General features: G+C 63.5%; 12 protein-coding genes. 3 read left to right on the forward strand and 9 right to left on the reverse strand.

The window, feature by feature from the left end; genetic code table 11:
- Nucleotides 1-45 precede the first annotated feature (45 nt).
- Both D3I60_RS00230 and serS read right to left on the reverse strand, forming a co-directional pair.
- The gene (locus tag D3I60_RS00230) at nt 46-906 is read right to left on the reverse strand and encodes an HAD family hydrolase (protein ID WP_262773922.1); all 861 of its coding nucleotides are present in this window, start codon (nt 904-906) and stop codon (nt 46-48) included.
- Between the two features lie 111 nt (nt 907-1,017).
- A complete protein-coding gene (serS, locus tag D3I60_RS00235) occupies nt 1,018-2,298 on the reverse strand; it encodes a serine--tRNA ligase (RefSeq protein WP_262773924.1) in 1,281 nt (426 codons plus the stop codon).
- A gap of 81 nt (nt 2,299-2,379) precedes the next feature.
- On the opposite strand from serS, the gene D3I60_RS00240 reads away from it, so the two are divergent.
- The 3 genes from D3I60_RS00240 (at nt 2,380) to D3I60_RS00250 (ending at nt 7,206) form a co-directional block, all read left to right on the forward strand.
- Nucleotides 2,380-3,495 carry a diacylglycerol/lipid kinase family protein gene (locus D3I60_RS00240; protein WP_262773925.1) on the forward strand — a complete coding sequence of 372 codons (1,116 nt, stop codon included), beginning with the start codon at nt 2,380-2,382 and terminating at the stop codon, nt 3,493-3,495.
- 221 nt (nt 3,496-3,716) lie between these two features.
- Nucleotides 3,717-5,630 (forward strand): hypothetical protein, encoded by a 1,914-nt coding sequence (locus D3I60_RS00245; RefSeq protein WP_262773926.1) that lies wholly within the window; start codon nt 3,717-3,719, stop codon nt 5,628-5,630.
- A gap of 241 nt (nt 5,631-5,871) precedes the next feature.
- A complete protein-coding gene (locus tag D3I60_RS00250) occupies nt 5,872-7,206 on the forward strand; it encodes an LPXTG cell wall anchor domain-containing protein (protein ID WP_262773927.1) in 1,335 nt (444 codons plus the stop codon).
- A 126-nt stretch (nt 7,207-7,332) separates the two neighbouring features.
- Here the strand turns inward: D3I60_RS00250 and D3I60_RS00255 are convergent, their stop codons facing one another.
- The 7 genes from D3I60_RS00255 to D3I60_RS00285 form a co-directional block, all read right to left on the reverse strand.
- Complete coding sequence (locus D3I60_RS00255) at nt 7,333-8,208, reverse strand: DUF1206 domain-containing protein (protein ID WP_262773928.1); 876 nt, start codon at nt 8,206-8,208, stop codon at nt 7,333-7,335.
- A 149-nt stretch (nt 8,209-8,357) separates the two neighbouring features.
- Nucleotides 8,358-8,798 carry a heat shock protein transcriptional repressor HspR gene (locus tag D3I60_RS00260; protein WP_262773929.1) on the reverse strand — a complete coding sequence of 147 codons (441 nt, stop codon included), beginning with the start codon at nt 8,796-8,798 and terminating at the stop codon, nt 8,358-8,360.
- A 14-nt stretch (nt 8,799-8,812) separates the two neighbouring features.
- Complete coding sequence (locus tag D3I60_RS00265) at nt 8,813-9,826, reverse strand: DnaJ C-terminal domain-containing protein (RefSeq protein ID WP_262773930.1); 1,014 nt, start codon at nt 9,824-9,826, stop codon at nt 8,813-8,815.
- A 181-nt stretch (nt 9,827-10,007) separates the two neighbouring features.
- The gene (locus tag D3I60_RS00270) at nt 10,008-10,682 is read right to left on the reverse strand and encodes a nucleotide exchange factor GrpE (RefSeq protein ID WP_262773931.1); all 675 of its coding nucleotides are present in this window, start codon (nt 10,680-10,682) and stop codon (nt 10,008-10,010) included.
- Nucleotides 10,682-12,544, reverse strand: coding sequence for a molecular chaperone DnaK (gene dnaK, locus D3I60_RS00275; RefSeq protein ID WP_262773932.1), 1,863 nt, complete (start codon nt 12,542-12,544; stop codon nt 10,682-10,684). Before dnaK ends, D3I60_RS00270 begins: the two co-directional genes overlap by 1 nt.
- A 220-nt stretch (nt 12,545-12,764) precedes the next feature.
- Nucleotides 12,765-13,448, reverse strand: coding sequence for an AAA family ATPase (locus D3I60_RS19255; RefSeq protein ID WP_369415264.1), 684 nt, complete (start codon nt 13,446-13,448; stop codon nt 12,765-12,767).
- Nucleotides 13,449-13,490: 42 nt separating this feature from the next.
- Entirely contained in the window at nt 13,491-14,519 is a 1,029-nt protein-coding gene (locus tag D3I60_RS00285; RefSeq protein WP_262773934.1) for an ABC transporter substrate-binding protein, read from the reverse strand.
- Nucleotides 14,520-14,581 lie beyond the last annotated feature (62 nt).

The raw sequence follows: 14,581 nt of genomic DNA on the forward strand, positions 1-14,581 counted from the left end.
CCCAGATACCTCGCGCGAGGTTGCTGGGCCGCCGTCAGGTAGTAATTAGGGGCGGGTGTTGGTGGTGCCCTCTGCCTCGAGGAGCGCTGAGTCGAGGCTGAAGTAATCGACCAGTGCTACCGCCAAACCGTCGTCGTCGACCGAATCGGTGACCACGCTCGCGAGCACCTTGAGTTCGTCCTTCGACTGCCCCATGACGATTCCGTGTTCGACCCATTCGATCATCTCGAGGTCGTTGAGTCCGTCCCCGGCCCCCACAGTGTGGGCGTGCTTGACCCCGAGTTCCTCGGCCACGATCTCCAGACCGCTGGCCTTCGAGACCCCGTCCGGGGCGATGTCGAGCCAGTTGCTCCAGCCCACCGAATAGCTGACCTCATGCAGTCCGAGCGAGTCAACGGCGGCGGCGAACTCCTCGGCGGTGCCGTTGACCTCGCGCATGACGATGCGGGTGGCTCGCTTGGTCAGCAGCTCGTCGAAGTCGACGATGTCGAGGGTGTCGGATTCGGCGAGTTCGCCGACCGGGAACGCCCCGGACGCCCACCGGTGCAGATCCGGATCCTCGACGAGGAAGAGCGCCGTCGGCAGCGCCGCGTGCATCTGCTCGAGCGCATCCTTCGGGTCGAAGGACACGACATGGTGCAGCTCCCACCCCAACGGCAGCTCGGGGTCGAGGCGGACGACGACGGATCCGTTCGAGCACACGATGAAGCCGTGTTTGAGGTCGAGCGCGTGGACGACCTCGAGCGCGCCCGGCAGGGCACGGCCGGTGGAGACCACGAGGTGGTGGCCCTCCTCGGCGAGCCGATCGAGCACCTGCTTCACCGACTCCGACAGGGTTCCGTCGTAGCCGACGATCGTGCCGTCGACATCGAGTGCGATGAGGTGCGGGGTCAATGTGTCTCCCAACGTATGCGTCAATCTTCTTGTTGTCGTTAATCCCGGCGCCGAGGCGACCGAACCCCACCGAGTCCCGCTGATTTCCGCCGCACGGTCAGTGCCCCGCGTCCCGGCACAGGCTCAGTAGCGCGGTCCTTCCGGTCCCTGTGCGGTCATCCCGCCGAGGTAGGGTCGCAGCGCCTCGGGCACCGTGACCGAACCGTCCGCCTGCTGATGGTTCTCGAGGATCGGCACCAGCCAGCGGGTGTTGGCCATGGTCCCGTTGAGGGTCGCGACGGGCCGGGTCGATCCGTCGCGACGTTCGCGGATCTGCAGTCTGCGGGCCTGGAACGTCGTGCAGTTCGACGTCGAGGTCAGTTCCCGGTAGGTGCCCTGAGTCGGCACCCAGGCTTCGCAGTCGAACTTGCGGGCGGCCGAATCACCGAGGTCGCCGGCAGCTGTATCGATGACCCGGTAGGGAAGCTCGCACAGTCCGAGCATCTTCTCCTGCAGCGACAGCATCCGCTCGTGTTCGGCTTCGGCATCCTCGACCGGGACGTAGGCGAACATCTCAACCTTCTGGAACTGGTGGACGCGGATGATTCCGCGGGTGTCCTTGCCGTAGGAGCCGGCCTCGCGGCGGTAGCAGGAGGAGATGCCGGCGTAGCGCAGCGGACCGTCGGAGAGGTCGATGATCTCGTCCATGTGGTAGCCGGCCAGGGGCACCTCGGAGGTGCCGACGAGGAACAGGTCGTCGGCTTCGAGACGGTACACCTCATCGGCGTGCTCACCGAGGAACCCGGTGCCGCGCATGACTTCGGGACGGACCAGGGTCGGGGTGATGGTCGGGCTGAACCCGGCTTCTTCGGCGACGTCGCGGGCGAGGTTGAGCAGGGCCATCTCCAGCTTCGCGCCGAAACCGGTGAGGTAGTGGAAACGCGATCCGGAGACCTTCGTTCCCCGCTGGGTGTCGATGGCCTTCAGCTTCTCGCCGATCTCGAGGTGATCGAGCGGTTCGAAGCCGTCAGAGGTGAAGTCGCGGGGTTCGCCCACGGTCTTGAGCGTCACGAAGTTCTCTTCGCCGCCGGCAGGGATCCCCTCGATGATGAGGTTCGGAACCTTCGACACGAGCTGGTCGAAGGCGAAAGTGGCCTCCTCGGACTCCGCGGACAGCGACTTCACGGCCTCGGACTTCGCCTTGCCCTCGGCGATGAGTGCCGGCTTGTCCCCCTTCGGAGCCTTCGCGATCTGGGAGGAGAACGACTTCTGATCCGCACGTGCGTCTTCGAAGGCGGTGATGGCCGCACGACGAGCGGAATCGGCGGCGATGACCTCGTCGATGAGCTCGACGGATGCCCCGCGAGCCTCCTGCGATGCCTTGAACAGGGCCGGGTTGTCTCTGAGAAGCGCTAGATCGATCACCCTCTCAGCTTAACGGGCCGGTCGTGTTTTCGACATTCGGCACTCAGCCTGCACACGACCGGGGCACTGTAGATTTGGGACATGATCATCGAGTTGGACCCCCTGATGACCTGGGCCATCGTCATCGGTGCCCTCGCCGTGCTCGTGGCCGCGTTCCTCATCGGCCGCCGCAGCGGAGTGCGACGCACGCTCAACACGATGAGACGCTACGCCCACCCGGCGAACCTCTCCGACGAGGCGGTCGATGATGCGGCCCGATACCGTGCCGCGCTCATCGTCAATCCCACGAAGACCGATGTGCGCAAATTGGCCGCCACCGCCGAGGCGATCTGTCGTTTCGAGGGATGGAACCCTCCGCTCGTGCTCGAGACCACCCTCGAGGATTCCGGTGAGGGGGCCACGGTCCGTGCCCTCGACGAGGGGGTCGACGTCGTCATCGCCGCTGGCGGGGACGGCACCATTCGCGCGGTCGCCTCGGCGCTGGCGGGAACCTCCACTCCGCTGGGCATCGTGCCGTTGGGAACCGGGAATCTGCTCGCCCGCAATATCGATCTCGTCCTCGACAAGACGGAGTGGGCGCTGCGGATCGCCCTGTGGGGACGCAACCGGGAAATCGACGTGGGGACGGCTAAGATCGCCCCCGACGGCGATACCCATGTCTTCACCGTGATGACCGGACTCGGCTTCGACGCAGCGGTCATGGCCGATACCAACGACGATCTCAAGGCCCGCCTCGGATGGCTCGCCTACGTCGAAGCGGGATCACGGAAGCTCACCGGCAAACCCAGTCACGTCAAGGTCACGTTCGACGACGAATATCGGATCTCGGCCAGGGTGCGTTCGGTGCTCGGCGGCAACTGCGGCCGCCTGCAGGGAGGCATCCAGCTGCTTCCGCAGGCCGTCATCGACGACGGCATGCTCGACGTGCTCATTGTCAGCCCGAAGAACCTCGGCCAATGGGTCGGCGTGCTTGCATCGATCGCCGGCCGTCGGGCCTCACGCGGGCTGCACACGAACATCCGGAAGTGCCGAAAGGTCGTCATCGAAGCCGGCGACGAGGTCGATGTCCAGATCGACGGCGACCCGCTGGGACAGTCGTCCTACCTCGAGATGGAGGTCGACCCCTCCGCCCTGACCGTCCGCGTGCCCACCGTCGAACAGCGCAAGCAGATCCGCGCCGAGGCGTGGCCGGTCTAGCTCAGAACCGCTGAATTAGCGCGGCCGACGCGTCCCCTCGCCGAGGCGGCACTGATAGCCATTCTTTTACCGACGAGTAGGTCACGAAACGGTTAAAGAATTCACCTAAGTGTTACCGCTTTTAAACCTGAACAAAACGTACAGAAATAGTTTGGAAAACCCTCGGAACCTAGGATGAGTGCCGTATCACACCCCTCGCCACAGAGATTGAAGGCACTCCAATGAAGAAGATCATCCTCGCGCCGGCAGTCGCACTCGCGTTCACCGGGCTTGTCGCGAGCCCGGTCGCTGCTGCGGAATCGACGTCCGCTCAGGCGGCGTCCACGCAGAAGGCTGACCAGCAGAAGAAGGTTGAAGCCGAAAGGGCCGAAGCCAAGAAGAAGGAAGAGGCCAAGAAGGCCGCGGCTGAGAAGGCTGAAGCCGAGAAGAAGGCAGCTGCAGAGAAGGCGGCAGCCGAAAAGAAGGCCGAGGAGAAAGCCGAGGTAGCCAAGAAGGCCGCTGAGAAGAAGGCGGACGAGAAGAAGGCCGCCGAGGACAAAGCGGATAAGAAGGACGAGGCGAAGAAGACTCCGAAGAAGGTCGACCCGAAGCCCGCTCCTGCCCCCAAGGACGAGGACAAGGACTCCAGGGACGACGACAAGTCCGAGGACAAGGCCAACCCCATCAATGCCTCGGTGCAGGTCACCTCGAGTGAAGTCACCGCCGAAGAGCTCCACGAGGACGGTGTGACCGTCAAGGTCACCGGCCTCGAGAAGGGCGACAAGGTCGCTGCCAAGTCCGGACTGACCGGTCCTGCCGTCACCGCTCAGGGTTCAACCGCGACGATGAAGCTGCGCTCGGCCAAGGAGGTCACGCAGGAATCCGTCGCTTTCGCCCTTCAGGTGCAGCGGGAAGGCACGGACGCCAAGACCGTCGCCGGCAACGCCGAGGTCGACGTCCAGGCGGAGGGCGACCCGACGGTCTCGCTCAGCACCACCGAGATCTCGCAAAGCGACTTCGACGAGAATGGCATCGAGGTCACCGGCGAGGGCTTCACCCCGAACGGCACTGTCACGGTCGTCGGTGGCACCGCAACGTCGCCCTTCGCAACCCAGGAAGTCGAAGCCAACGCCGACGGCGAGATCTCCGCAACCCTGAAGTTCGAAGGTGACGAAGCACTTCCGGCCGGCGACTACTCCGTCTGGGGCGTCGACCAGGAAACCGAGACCAACTCCTCGGCTCAGGACTTCGTCATCACCGAAGACGACGCTGTCGATCCGATCGATGCCTCTTTGAAGGTCGACCCCAAGGAGATCACCGCCGAGGATCTCTCCAACAAGAACAAGGGCGTGACTGTCACCGTCTCCGGCGTGAAGAAGGGCGACAAGATCAAGGACTCCCTGACCGGGGAGACTGAGACCGCAGAAGCTGACGGCGACTACGAGCTCCACCTCTGGTACGAGGGTGACCCCGCGAACCTCGAGGTCGGCGAGGTGCCGTTCACTGTCACCATCGACCGCGAAGGCACCGAGTCCGAGACCCTCAACGGCGCCATCAACGTTGTCGCCGAAGACGGAGACGACGACGGCAACGAAGACGGCAATGACGACGGCAAGGATGACAGTGACGACGGGGACGACGGCGAGACCGAAGCTCCCGCCGAGGCTTCCTTCACGGTGTCCCCGAAGACGCTCGAGGCCGCGGACTTCGCCAACGAGAAGAAGGGCGTCACCCTCGCTGTCGAGAACTGCGAACCCGGCGCAGACGTCCACTTCGAGGTCAACCCGAAGGGCATCAACGTCACGGCCTACGAGAACACCGTCAAGGCCGACGATGAAGGCAATGCCTCGGTCAACGTCTTCGGCACCTCGTCGGATGTCTCGGCTTACGTCGGTGCTTACACCGCGACCGCGACCTGCGGTGATGACACCATGAAGGACTCCTTCACAGTCACCGAAGGCGCAAACGGCGGCGGCTCCGATGGTGGAGACAACGGCAATGCCGGCAACGGTGGCGATGACGGCAGCCAGCTGCCTCGCACCGGCGCCGACCTCGGCGGACTGACGACGGGAGCCCTGCTTCTCCTCGTCGGTGGTGCCGCGATCGCACTGACCGGCCGCAAGACCAAGTTCGGACAGACTCCGACGAGCTTCTGATACGAGCCAGACGGACAGCTTGGATCGATTCGCAGGGGCGGCTCAGCACACGCTGAGCCGCCCTTCCTTCTGTTCTGCAGTCCGCAACGAATCGTGCAGGCAGGATGAATGGAGAATGAATTCTGCGACAGGGCCGAAGCCAGGACTGAACAAAACGAACACAACTATGCGTGTGGTGAATGTTGCATTACTGTTACATTCGCAATACTTCACACCCAGCTGTAATTCTCTAAGGAAATACATGAAGAAGCTCGCCCTCGCACCCGCGGTGGCCATCGCCATCACCGGCCTGGCTGCATCCCCAGTCATCGCTGCCCCCGAAGCCCCCGCCTCGGCAACTCAGCAGCCCGCCGCACCTTCTGCCCTCAAGGCTCAGGCCGGATCAACCAGCACGCAGGCTGACGAAGCAACTGTGGAACTGTCAACCGAGACCGTTTCCCAGACAGATTTCGGCAATGCTGAAAAGGGTGTCGATATCGTTGGTGCGGGCCTCCAGGCTGACCACGACTACGAGATCACCGTAGCCCCGACAGGTGGGCAGAATGTCGAAGAGCTGACAACGACCGCCACCACGGACGCTGATGGAGGCTTCTCGCACAAGGTCTACGGTGTCGATGACCCCGCATTTGTTGGCACCTATTCCGTCGTCGTCAACGACAGTGCAGACAGCAACATCTCCTTCCAGATGACCTTCGAGGTCACCGCTGGTGATTCCGACGAGCCCGAGGCCCCCGAGGTCGATCCCAAGGTTTCGCTCAACGCCGACAAGTTCACGGAGAGCGAGTTCGCAAAGGACGGCATCAAGGTCACCGGCGAGGGCTTCACCCCGAACAGCAAGGTCACCGTCGTCGGCGGCAACGCAACGTCGCCGTTCGCGACCAAGGAAGTCGAGGCCGACGACGAAGGAAAGATCTCCGCAACCCTGAAGTTCGAGGGCGACGAACCGCTTCCGGCCGGCGACTACTCCGTCTGGGGCGTCGACCAGGAGTCAGAAACCAACTCCCCGGCACAGGATTTCGTCATCACCGAAGACGAGACCGAAGAGCCCACCGCTCCGGTTGAAGAAGCCAAGCTGACCGTCTCCCCCGAGTCCATCACGCCTGCTGACTTCGTCAAGGAAGATAAGGGCGTCACCCTCGCCGTCGAGAACTGCGAGCCCGGTGAAGATGTCCGCTTCCTCGTCAACCCCAAGGGCGAGTCGAGCGTCACCGCCTTCGACAAGACCGTCCAGGCTGACGACGAAGGCAAGGCCAACGTCAGCGTCTACGGCACCAGCGCCTCCAACGCATCGGCCTACGTCGGCGAATACGACGTCACCGTCACCTGCGGCGATGACGAACTGACCGGTGACTTCTCGGTTGAGGAAGATCCGAACGCCGGTGGTGGCGATGAAGACGGCAACGGCGGAAACGAAGATGGCGACAACGGAGATGCCGGCAACGGCGGCGACCTGCCCCGCACCGGTACCGAACTGACCGGCCTCGTCGGCGGCGCCGGCCTCCTCCTCATCGGTGGAGTTGCAGTCGCCATGACCATGCGCCGCAAGAAGGTTGCCAAGGATCCCGCTGAGATCTGATAGCGACCGACTTGAGAACGTGCCGGCTCGACTGAGCTGGGCGTGAGTCGAAGAAGGGCGCGAACCCAACCGGGTTCGCGCCCTTCTTCTCTTCGCTGCAACTAAGCAGGTGAGGCAGACTACTGCTCATTCCATGCGGTCGTACCTCGAGCGCAGGGCGAGGAAGACTCCGTAGAGGACCAGGCCGAGGCCTACAGCCAACAGCAGGTACGGCCCGAACGGCTGATCGCGCATGCCCTTGAGCGCACCGTCGATACCAGTGAACTCCTCCGGATCACCGGTCGCCGCAGATACCACGATGAGGGTGCCCACCGACAGCAGCGTCGCACCTTTGCCCAGATACCCGACAACACCGGTGAACCCGACGAGGAAGCGGGTGAACGCGCTGCGCGGACGACGAAGCTCATCTTTCCACTTCCGGCGCAGACCATTGATACAGAACACGATGCCGACGATCGCTATCACGGCGCCGGCAACCATGAGGATATACAGTCCGCCCGGGGCCTTCGCCACGGTCGTCGACGCCTGTGAGCTCGCCTTGCCCGAGTCCGATCCTCCGCCGAACACGAATTGGGAGAAGGTCGCGGCAACCACCACATAGGCAATGGCAGGACCGACCATCGAGAAGAAGTCGATCCACTGTTTCCTCCCCTGCTTCTCCTGCGGGTCGCGAGTTCCGGCACCACGCAGCGATGACGCGCCGAAGAACGCGTTGACCAAGCACCACAACGCCATGAGCGCACAGCCGAGGAAGCAGATGACGATCAGCACCAGGCCGAAGGGCTGTGAAGCGATCTGTCCGACCGCTCCGGCCTGGTCGGCTTCGCCGCCGCCCTGCCCTAGTCCGATCGTCACAGCAGTCGCACCGAGGATGGCGTGGACCAGTCCGTTCGCGATGAAGCCCGCACGGGCCACCCGCTCGAACCAACGACTGTCCGCGGCTTCCTGAGCCGCCGAATCAGCGCTGTCGGCGACCTGTCGAACCTTCTCTTTCTCGTTCACAGAGTCAGTGTCGCACAACATGTATACATTTCTGCGCCGCAATGAACTTGCTTCGTCGAGTAACGCGAAAAGGCGGAGTGCGCACCGAAAGTTCGGTTCGCACTCCGCCTCGGCGCTGTTCTCAGCGTCCCAGTCGGGCCTCGTCAGGCTCAGCCGCGTCGGAACCGGTTGTACAGCACCAGAGCTCCCGGTTCAGGACGACCCTGTGGGCGTCGTCCCCTCGAGATCGAGACGACGTCTCCGCCCACGGTTCCGGCAGCGAAGACACGCGTATCGCGTTCCTGCGCCGACCGGCGTGCCCGAACCTCGTCCTCAAGCTCCTCGTTGCGGCTCTTGAGCGCATCGACCTGATTCTGCAGGTCGATGATCTTCTTGATCCCGACGAGGTTGACTCCCTCGTCCTGCGACAGCTGCTGGATCAGTCGCAGCTTGGCGATGTCCTTCCCGGAGTAACGCCGGCCCCGGCCAGCGGTGCGTTCCGGAGTGACGAGACCCAGCCGGTCATACTGCCGCAGAGTCTGCGGGTGCATGCCCGCCAGATCTGCGGCCACCGAGATGACATACACCGCCGCACTCGATGAAATGTGCATTGTGATTCACCACCTCAGCTGGCCTTGGCTTTGTCCAGCAAGCCGGCGCGTGGATCCTCACCTTCGGTGGCGGCCTTGAACGACTCGACCGCTTGCTTGGCTTCTTTGGACAGGTTCTTCGGCGCCACGATCTCGACTGTCGCCAACAGATCGCCGGTGCCCTTCTTCGTCTTCACACCTTTGCCCCGCACGCGCAGGGTCCGTCCCGACGGTGTACCCGGTGCGACCTTGAGCTTGACGGGCATTCCGCCCAGAGTCGGCACCTTGACCTCGGCGCCGAGGGCCGCTTCGTCGAAGCTGATCGGCAGATCCATCCGCAGATTGTCACCATCGCGGGTGAAGACCGGGTGCGGGCTCACGTGCACGGTGAGGATGACGTCACCGGGCTCGCCGCCGTTGGGGCTGGTCTTGCCCTTGCCGGCCAGGCGGATCTTCTGTCCGTCCTTGACCCCGATCGGGGTGCGCACGGTCAGCGGCTTCCCGCCGGGCATGTTCAGCTTCACCGAGGCACCGTCGATGGCTTCGGTGAACGACAGCGTCGTGCTCGACTTGATATCGCCACCTTTGACCGGAGGCTGGTAGCCGCCGTATCCGCCACCGCCGAAACCTCCGCCGAATCCGCCGAGCAGATCCGCCAGGTCCGGGGGAACGTCTCCCCCACCGCCGTAGGTCGTGCGGGTCCGGGTGCGTCCGCCGCCTCCGAAGAGGTCGGAGAACACATCGTCGAATCCGCCGCCGGCAGCCCCGCCGGGTCCACCGGAACCGGCGCTGAACCTGGCGCCGCCGCCCATGGCGCGGACCTGATCGTACTGGGCCCGGGATTCCTTGTCGGAGAGCACCTGGTGGGCCTGGCCGATCTCCTTGAACTTCTCCTCGGCCTTCTCATCACCGGGGTTGGCGTCCGGGTGATACTTGCGCGCGAGCTTGCGATAAGCCTTCTTGATCTCGGCGTCGGAAGCATCCTTGGAGACGCCGAGGGTTTTGTAGAAGTCCTTGTCGAACCAATCATTCTGAGGTCCGGTATTCACCTGGCACCTCCTTTCCTTCCAATCAATCCTGTCATCACGGTATTCACTTGTCCTCTCACAATCCGCATCCCCGGGGCACTGCCCAGAAGATCCGGACCGCCGCCGAGGCGGTTCCCCGGCCCCGTACGTCGGTGAACCGGCGTGCGGGGCGGGCGGCCGCCTCGGCGATCATGGTCGTTGCTCAGTCCTCCGGCTGCTGGACACCGACGCGGGCGGCGCGGATGATGCGCTCCCCGATCCGGTAGCCCGGCTGCATGACCAGGAAGAGCGTCGGATTCTCGACCTCATCCGAAGGCTGCTGCATGAGCGCTTCGTGGATGTTCGGATCGAACTCGTCGCCGACCTCTCCGTACTGCTCGACGCCGAGCTTGTTCAGCGATTCGACCAGCTTGTTCACGTGGGTCTCGAAAGGCCCGGTGACATCGCCGTTGTCGCGAGCGAGCTTGACCTCGTCGAGCACGGGAATCAGGGCCTCGACGACCTTGATCGTGCCGCCGAGCGCCGCACGCTCACGTTCGCGGTCGGCCCGCATCCGGTAGGCCGCATATTCGGCGTTGATGCGCTTGAGGTCGGCCAGGTATCCCGCTGCCTCCGAACCCGGTTCGGGCTCGGCCTCCGGCTCGATGTCCTCGAGCCCCGAGGCATCGGACGGGATGTCCACACCGAGGTCACTGGCATCGGCCTCGCCAGCCTGTTCGGCATTCGGGTCCGCGGTCGGTTCGTCGCCGGCCCCGGCCGAGGCCGACTGGGCGTCGGCCTCGGGACGGACCTCACCGGTGTTCGGATCGACCCGGCGCTTGTCACTGAAGGTGAAGCCTGGCTCCTCGGACGACTTGTCGTTGCCCTCGGCAGTCATTACTTCTTCTCCTCATCCCCATCGTCGACAACTTCGGCGTCGACGACATCGTCGTCTGCGCTTGCATCGGCTGCGCCTTCACCGGCAGCTTCGGCGCCTTCGGCACCGCCCTGCTGGCTGTAGATGGCTTCGCCGATCTTCTGCTGGTTCTCCACGAGCTTGTCGTAGGCGCTCTTCACGGCGTCGTCGTCTTCGCCCTTAAGGGCTTCCTTGACAGCGTCGACATCGCCCTGCATCTCGGTCTTGAGCTCTTCCGGCAGCTTGTCGGCATTGTCGGTCAGCAGCTTCTCGGTCTGGTAGGCGAGGTTCTCCGCATTGTTGCGGACGTCGGCAGCCTCACGGCGCTTCTTGTCCTCTTCTGCGTGCTCCTCGGCCTCGCGGACCATGCGGTCGATGTCTTCCTTCGGCAGTGCTGAACCGCCGGTGATCGTCATCGACTGCTCGGTGCCGGTGCCCTTGTCGGTGGCCGACACGTGGACGATGCCGTTGGCGTCGATGTCGAAGGCGACCTCGATCTGCGGCACACCGCGCGGAGCCGGAGCGATACCGGTCAGCTCGAAGGTGCCGAGGTTCTTGTTGTCGCGAGTGAACTCACGCTCACCCTGGAAGACCTGGATCGACACGGAGGGCTGGTTGTCCTCAGCGGTGGTGAAGGTCTCCGAACGCTTAGTCGGGATCGGGGTGTTGCGCTCGATGAGCTTGGTCATCACGCCGCCCTTGGTCTCGAGTCCGAGCGAGAGCGGGGTGACGTCGATGAGCAGGACGTCCTTGCGCTCACCCACGAGGACACCGGCCTGAACGGCGGCGCCGATGGCGACGACCTCATCGGGGTTGACACCCTTGTTGGGCTCCTTGCCTCCGGTGAGTTCGGTGACGACGGCGGAGACGCCGGGCATACGGGTCGAGCCGCCGACGAGGACGACGTGGTCGATGTCGCTGACGGAGACACCGGCGTCCTTCATGACTGCGTGGAACGGAGCCTTGGTACGCTCGAGGAGGTCCTTGGTCAGGTCCTCGAACTTCGCACGGGTGAGGGTCTCATCCAGGTGGATGGGTCCGTTCTCGCTCATCGACAGGTACTGCAGCGAGATGTTCGTGCTGGTGGCCGAGGACAGTTCCTTCTTGGCCTGCTCAGCAGCTTCCTTGAGGCGCTGCAGAGCGGTGGCATCCTTGGTCAGGTCCACGCCGTAGTTGTTCTTGACCTGCTCGACCAGCCAGTCGACGATGCGCTGATCCCAGTCGTCACCGCCGAGGCGGTTGTCACCGGAGGTCGCACGGACCTGAATGGTGGAGAAGTCGTCTTCGTCCTTGCCGACTTCCAGCAGGGAGACGTCGAAGGTACCGCCACCGAGGTCGAAGACGAGGATGAGCTCGTCTTCCTTGCCGCGCTCGAGGCCGTAGGCCAGAGCGGCAGCGGTGGGCTCGTTGATGATGCGCGAGACGTTGAGGCCGGCGATCTCACCGGCGTCCTTGGTTGCCTGGCGCTCAGCATCGTTGAAGTATGCGGGAACGGTGATCACCGCGTCGGTGACCTTCTCCTGCAGGTACTCTTCGGCGTCGTGCTTGAGCTTCTGGAGGATGCGGGCCGAAACTTCGGGGGCCGTCATCTTCTTGCCGCCGATCTCGGTGGACCAGTCGGTGCCCATGTGGCGCTTGACCGATGCGACGGTGTTCTTGATATTCGTGACGGCCTGGCGCTTGGCGATCTCACCGACGAGGGAGTCGCCGTTCTTGTTGACTGCGACGACGGACGGGGTCGTGCGACCGCCTTCCGCGTTTGCGATGACCTTCGGGTCGCCGCCCTCGAGGACGGTGACGACGGAGTTCGTGGTTCCGAGGTCGATTCCGACTGCACGTGCCATAGTTTTCTCTCCTTACAGATCGTGAGTTCCTGCGACTCGAATGTGTGCGATCGAGCGGCTCCGGTTCTTGAGTCAGAACCACTCGACCGCACACATTGAGCCAACCGGACTCAAGTATTCTCTTCGAGGTTCCGACCGTCAAGTCGGCCTCATCAAAGTTGCGTACACCAGACTCAACTTTGCTGAGGATGGTTTTATTCCGGCGGGAGAGAAGTTCTTTTCAGACGGCTGCTGCGGTATCGAGCAGGCCGAGAACTTCATCGACAACATCGTCCCGATGCGACAGCACGACACGGCCCCAGGGCTCACCGTCACCGAGTCTGTCACCACGCAGGATGCGTTCGCGCAGTTCGACCCAGCGCTTCCAATGTCGGTCGAAGGCGCGTCGCCTGACAAGCCTCTTCCGTTGCGCCTGACCGCGAAGCGCGGAATCTCGATCCGTATCGATGAAGATGATCATCGGTCGATATCCGACAATCCCTGCGAGGCTCGCAATGAGTCGGCGGCTCCATCGACGAGTGCCCGGATCATGGACGACCAGCGGTCCGCCAGCCTTGTTGAGCATGAGCGCAAGCACGCGGAGGTGGGCAATCGTGTGAAGAATCGGTCGAACGAGCGCGTACGGCAACCACGGCATCCACTGACGCAGCCGACGTCGCATGTTCTCCGGATCCGCCGACCGCACCCGAGGCGATCGGCCCCGTAATACTCTGAGCGCTTCGGTCTTGCCTGCCCCGGGAACCCCGGCGATGACTACGAGAGGAGTGACCGCAGCACTGCCCGATGGGCCGCTTTCGCGTCCTTTGAAATTCCGGTCAAGTTCCCCGACGCACCCGTCGTCGCCTCTCGCAGGTGCTGCTGATCCCATGGTGACCTCTCCGAGCCAGTTGATGAAAGTCAGCATAGAGGCGATTCCTTCGCCGTCACTGCGAAATCTCTCGGAGATTCACTCGCCGAGGTGGTCCTCCAGATCATCGAGGATCTGACCGGCCCCGGTCGGGCCGAGGCCGAGGAACCAGACATCGTCATTGACGCGGATGGCCTTGCCGTCCTTGACCGCGTCGAGCCCCTTCCATTGGCTCGATTCGAGTGCCTTCTTCTCCCCGGTCGCCTCCGGATCGCCGTAGCTGGTGTAGAAGACATAGTCGCCGGCCGCCTGGTCGAGGTTCTCCGGTGAGATCTCGACGGCGAGCTCGTCGACGTCCTGGTTCTTCGGACGCTTGAACCCGGCATCGTGGAGGATGACTCCGATGAGCGACTGATTCGCGTACAGACGGAGGCGGTCAGGCATGAAGCGCACGAGCGAGATCGTCGGGTCGCCGTCGACGGAGTCCTTGAGCTCTCCAGCCTCGCGAGCGTATTCCTCAAGCTCCTTCGTCGTCTCGTCTTCCATGCCCATCGCCTCACCGACTAGGCGGAAGTTCTCTTTCCACGGGAACCCGGGACGGATCGAGAACACCGTCGGAGCAATGGAGTCGAGTTCGTCATAGAGTTTGTCGGCGCGCAGCTGGCTGCCGAGGATGAGGTCGGGTTCGAGTGAGGCGATCTTCTCGAGATCAAGCTCCTGAATCGTACCGACCGTCTCGACTCCCTTGACCTGGTCTTCGAGGTAGCTCGGCACCGGGCTGGCACCTTCGGTCGTCACCATGCCGACGGGGGTGATGCCAAGCGACAGGACGTCGTCGAGCTCTCCCGTGTCGAGAACGACGACGCGCTCGGGTTTCTTTTCGATCTCCGTCGTGCCATTGGCATGCTTGACCGTCCGCGGGAAGACCCCAGCCTCGGCATCGCTACCGAGCTTCGCAGTCTCCTCATCAGCCGTGCCGAAGGCCTCGCCTCCTGTCGCAACATCTTTGTTGCCGGCGTCCCCGTCGGCACCTTTGTCGTCCTCTGCGGCACAGCCGACAGCAAGCAGGGCAATGGTCAGAGCTGAGGCAGCCACAGCGACCGCCCGATTCTTCAGAGTCGATTTCACGAAGATGAGCCTACCCTAAGTGTTCACTCCCGCTCGACACACCGCGCCATCGGCAAAATCTC

This window comes from Brevibacterium permense (assembly GCF_025506275.1).
In the GTDB taxonomy this organism is placed as follows: Bacteria; Actinomycetota; Actinomycetes; order Actinomycetales; family Brevibacteriaceae; genus Brevibacterium; species Brevibacterium permense_A.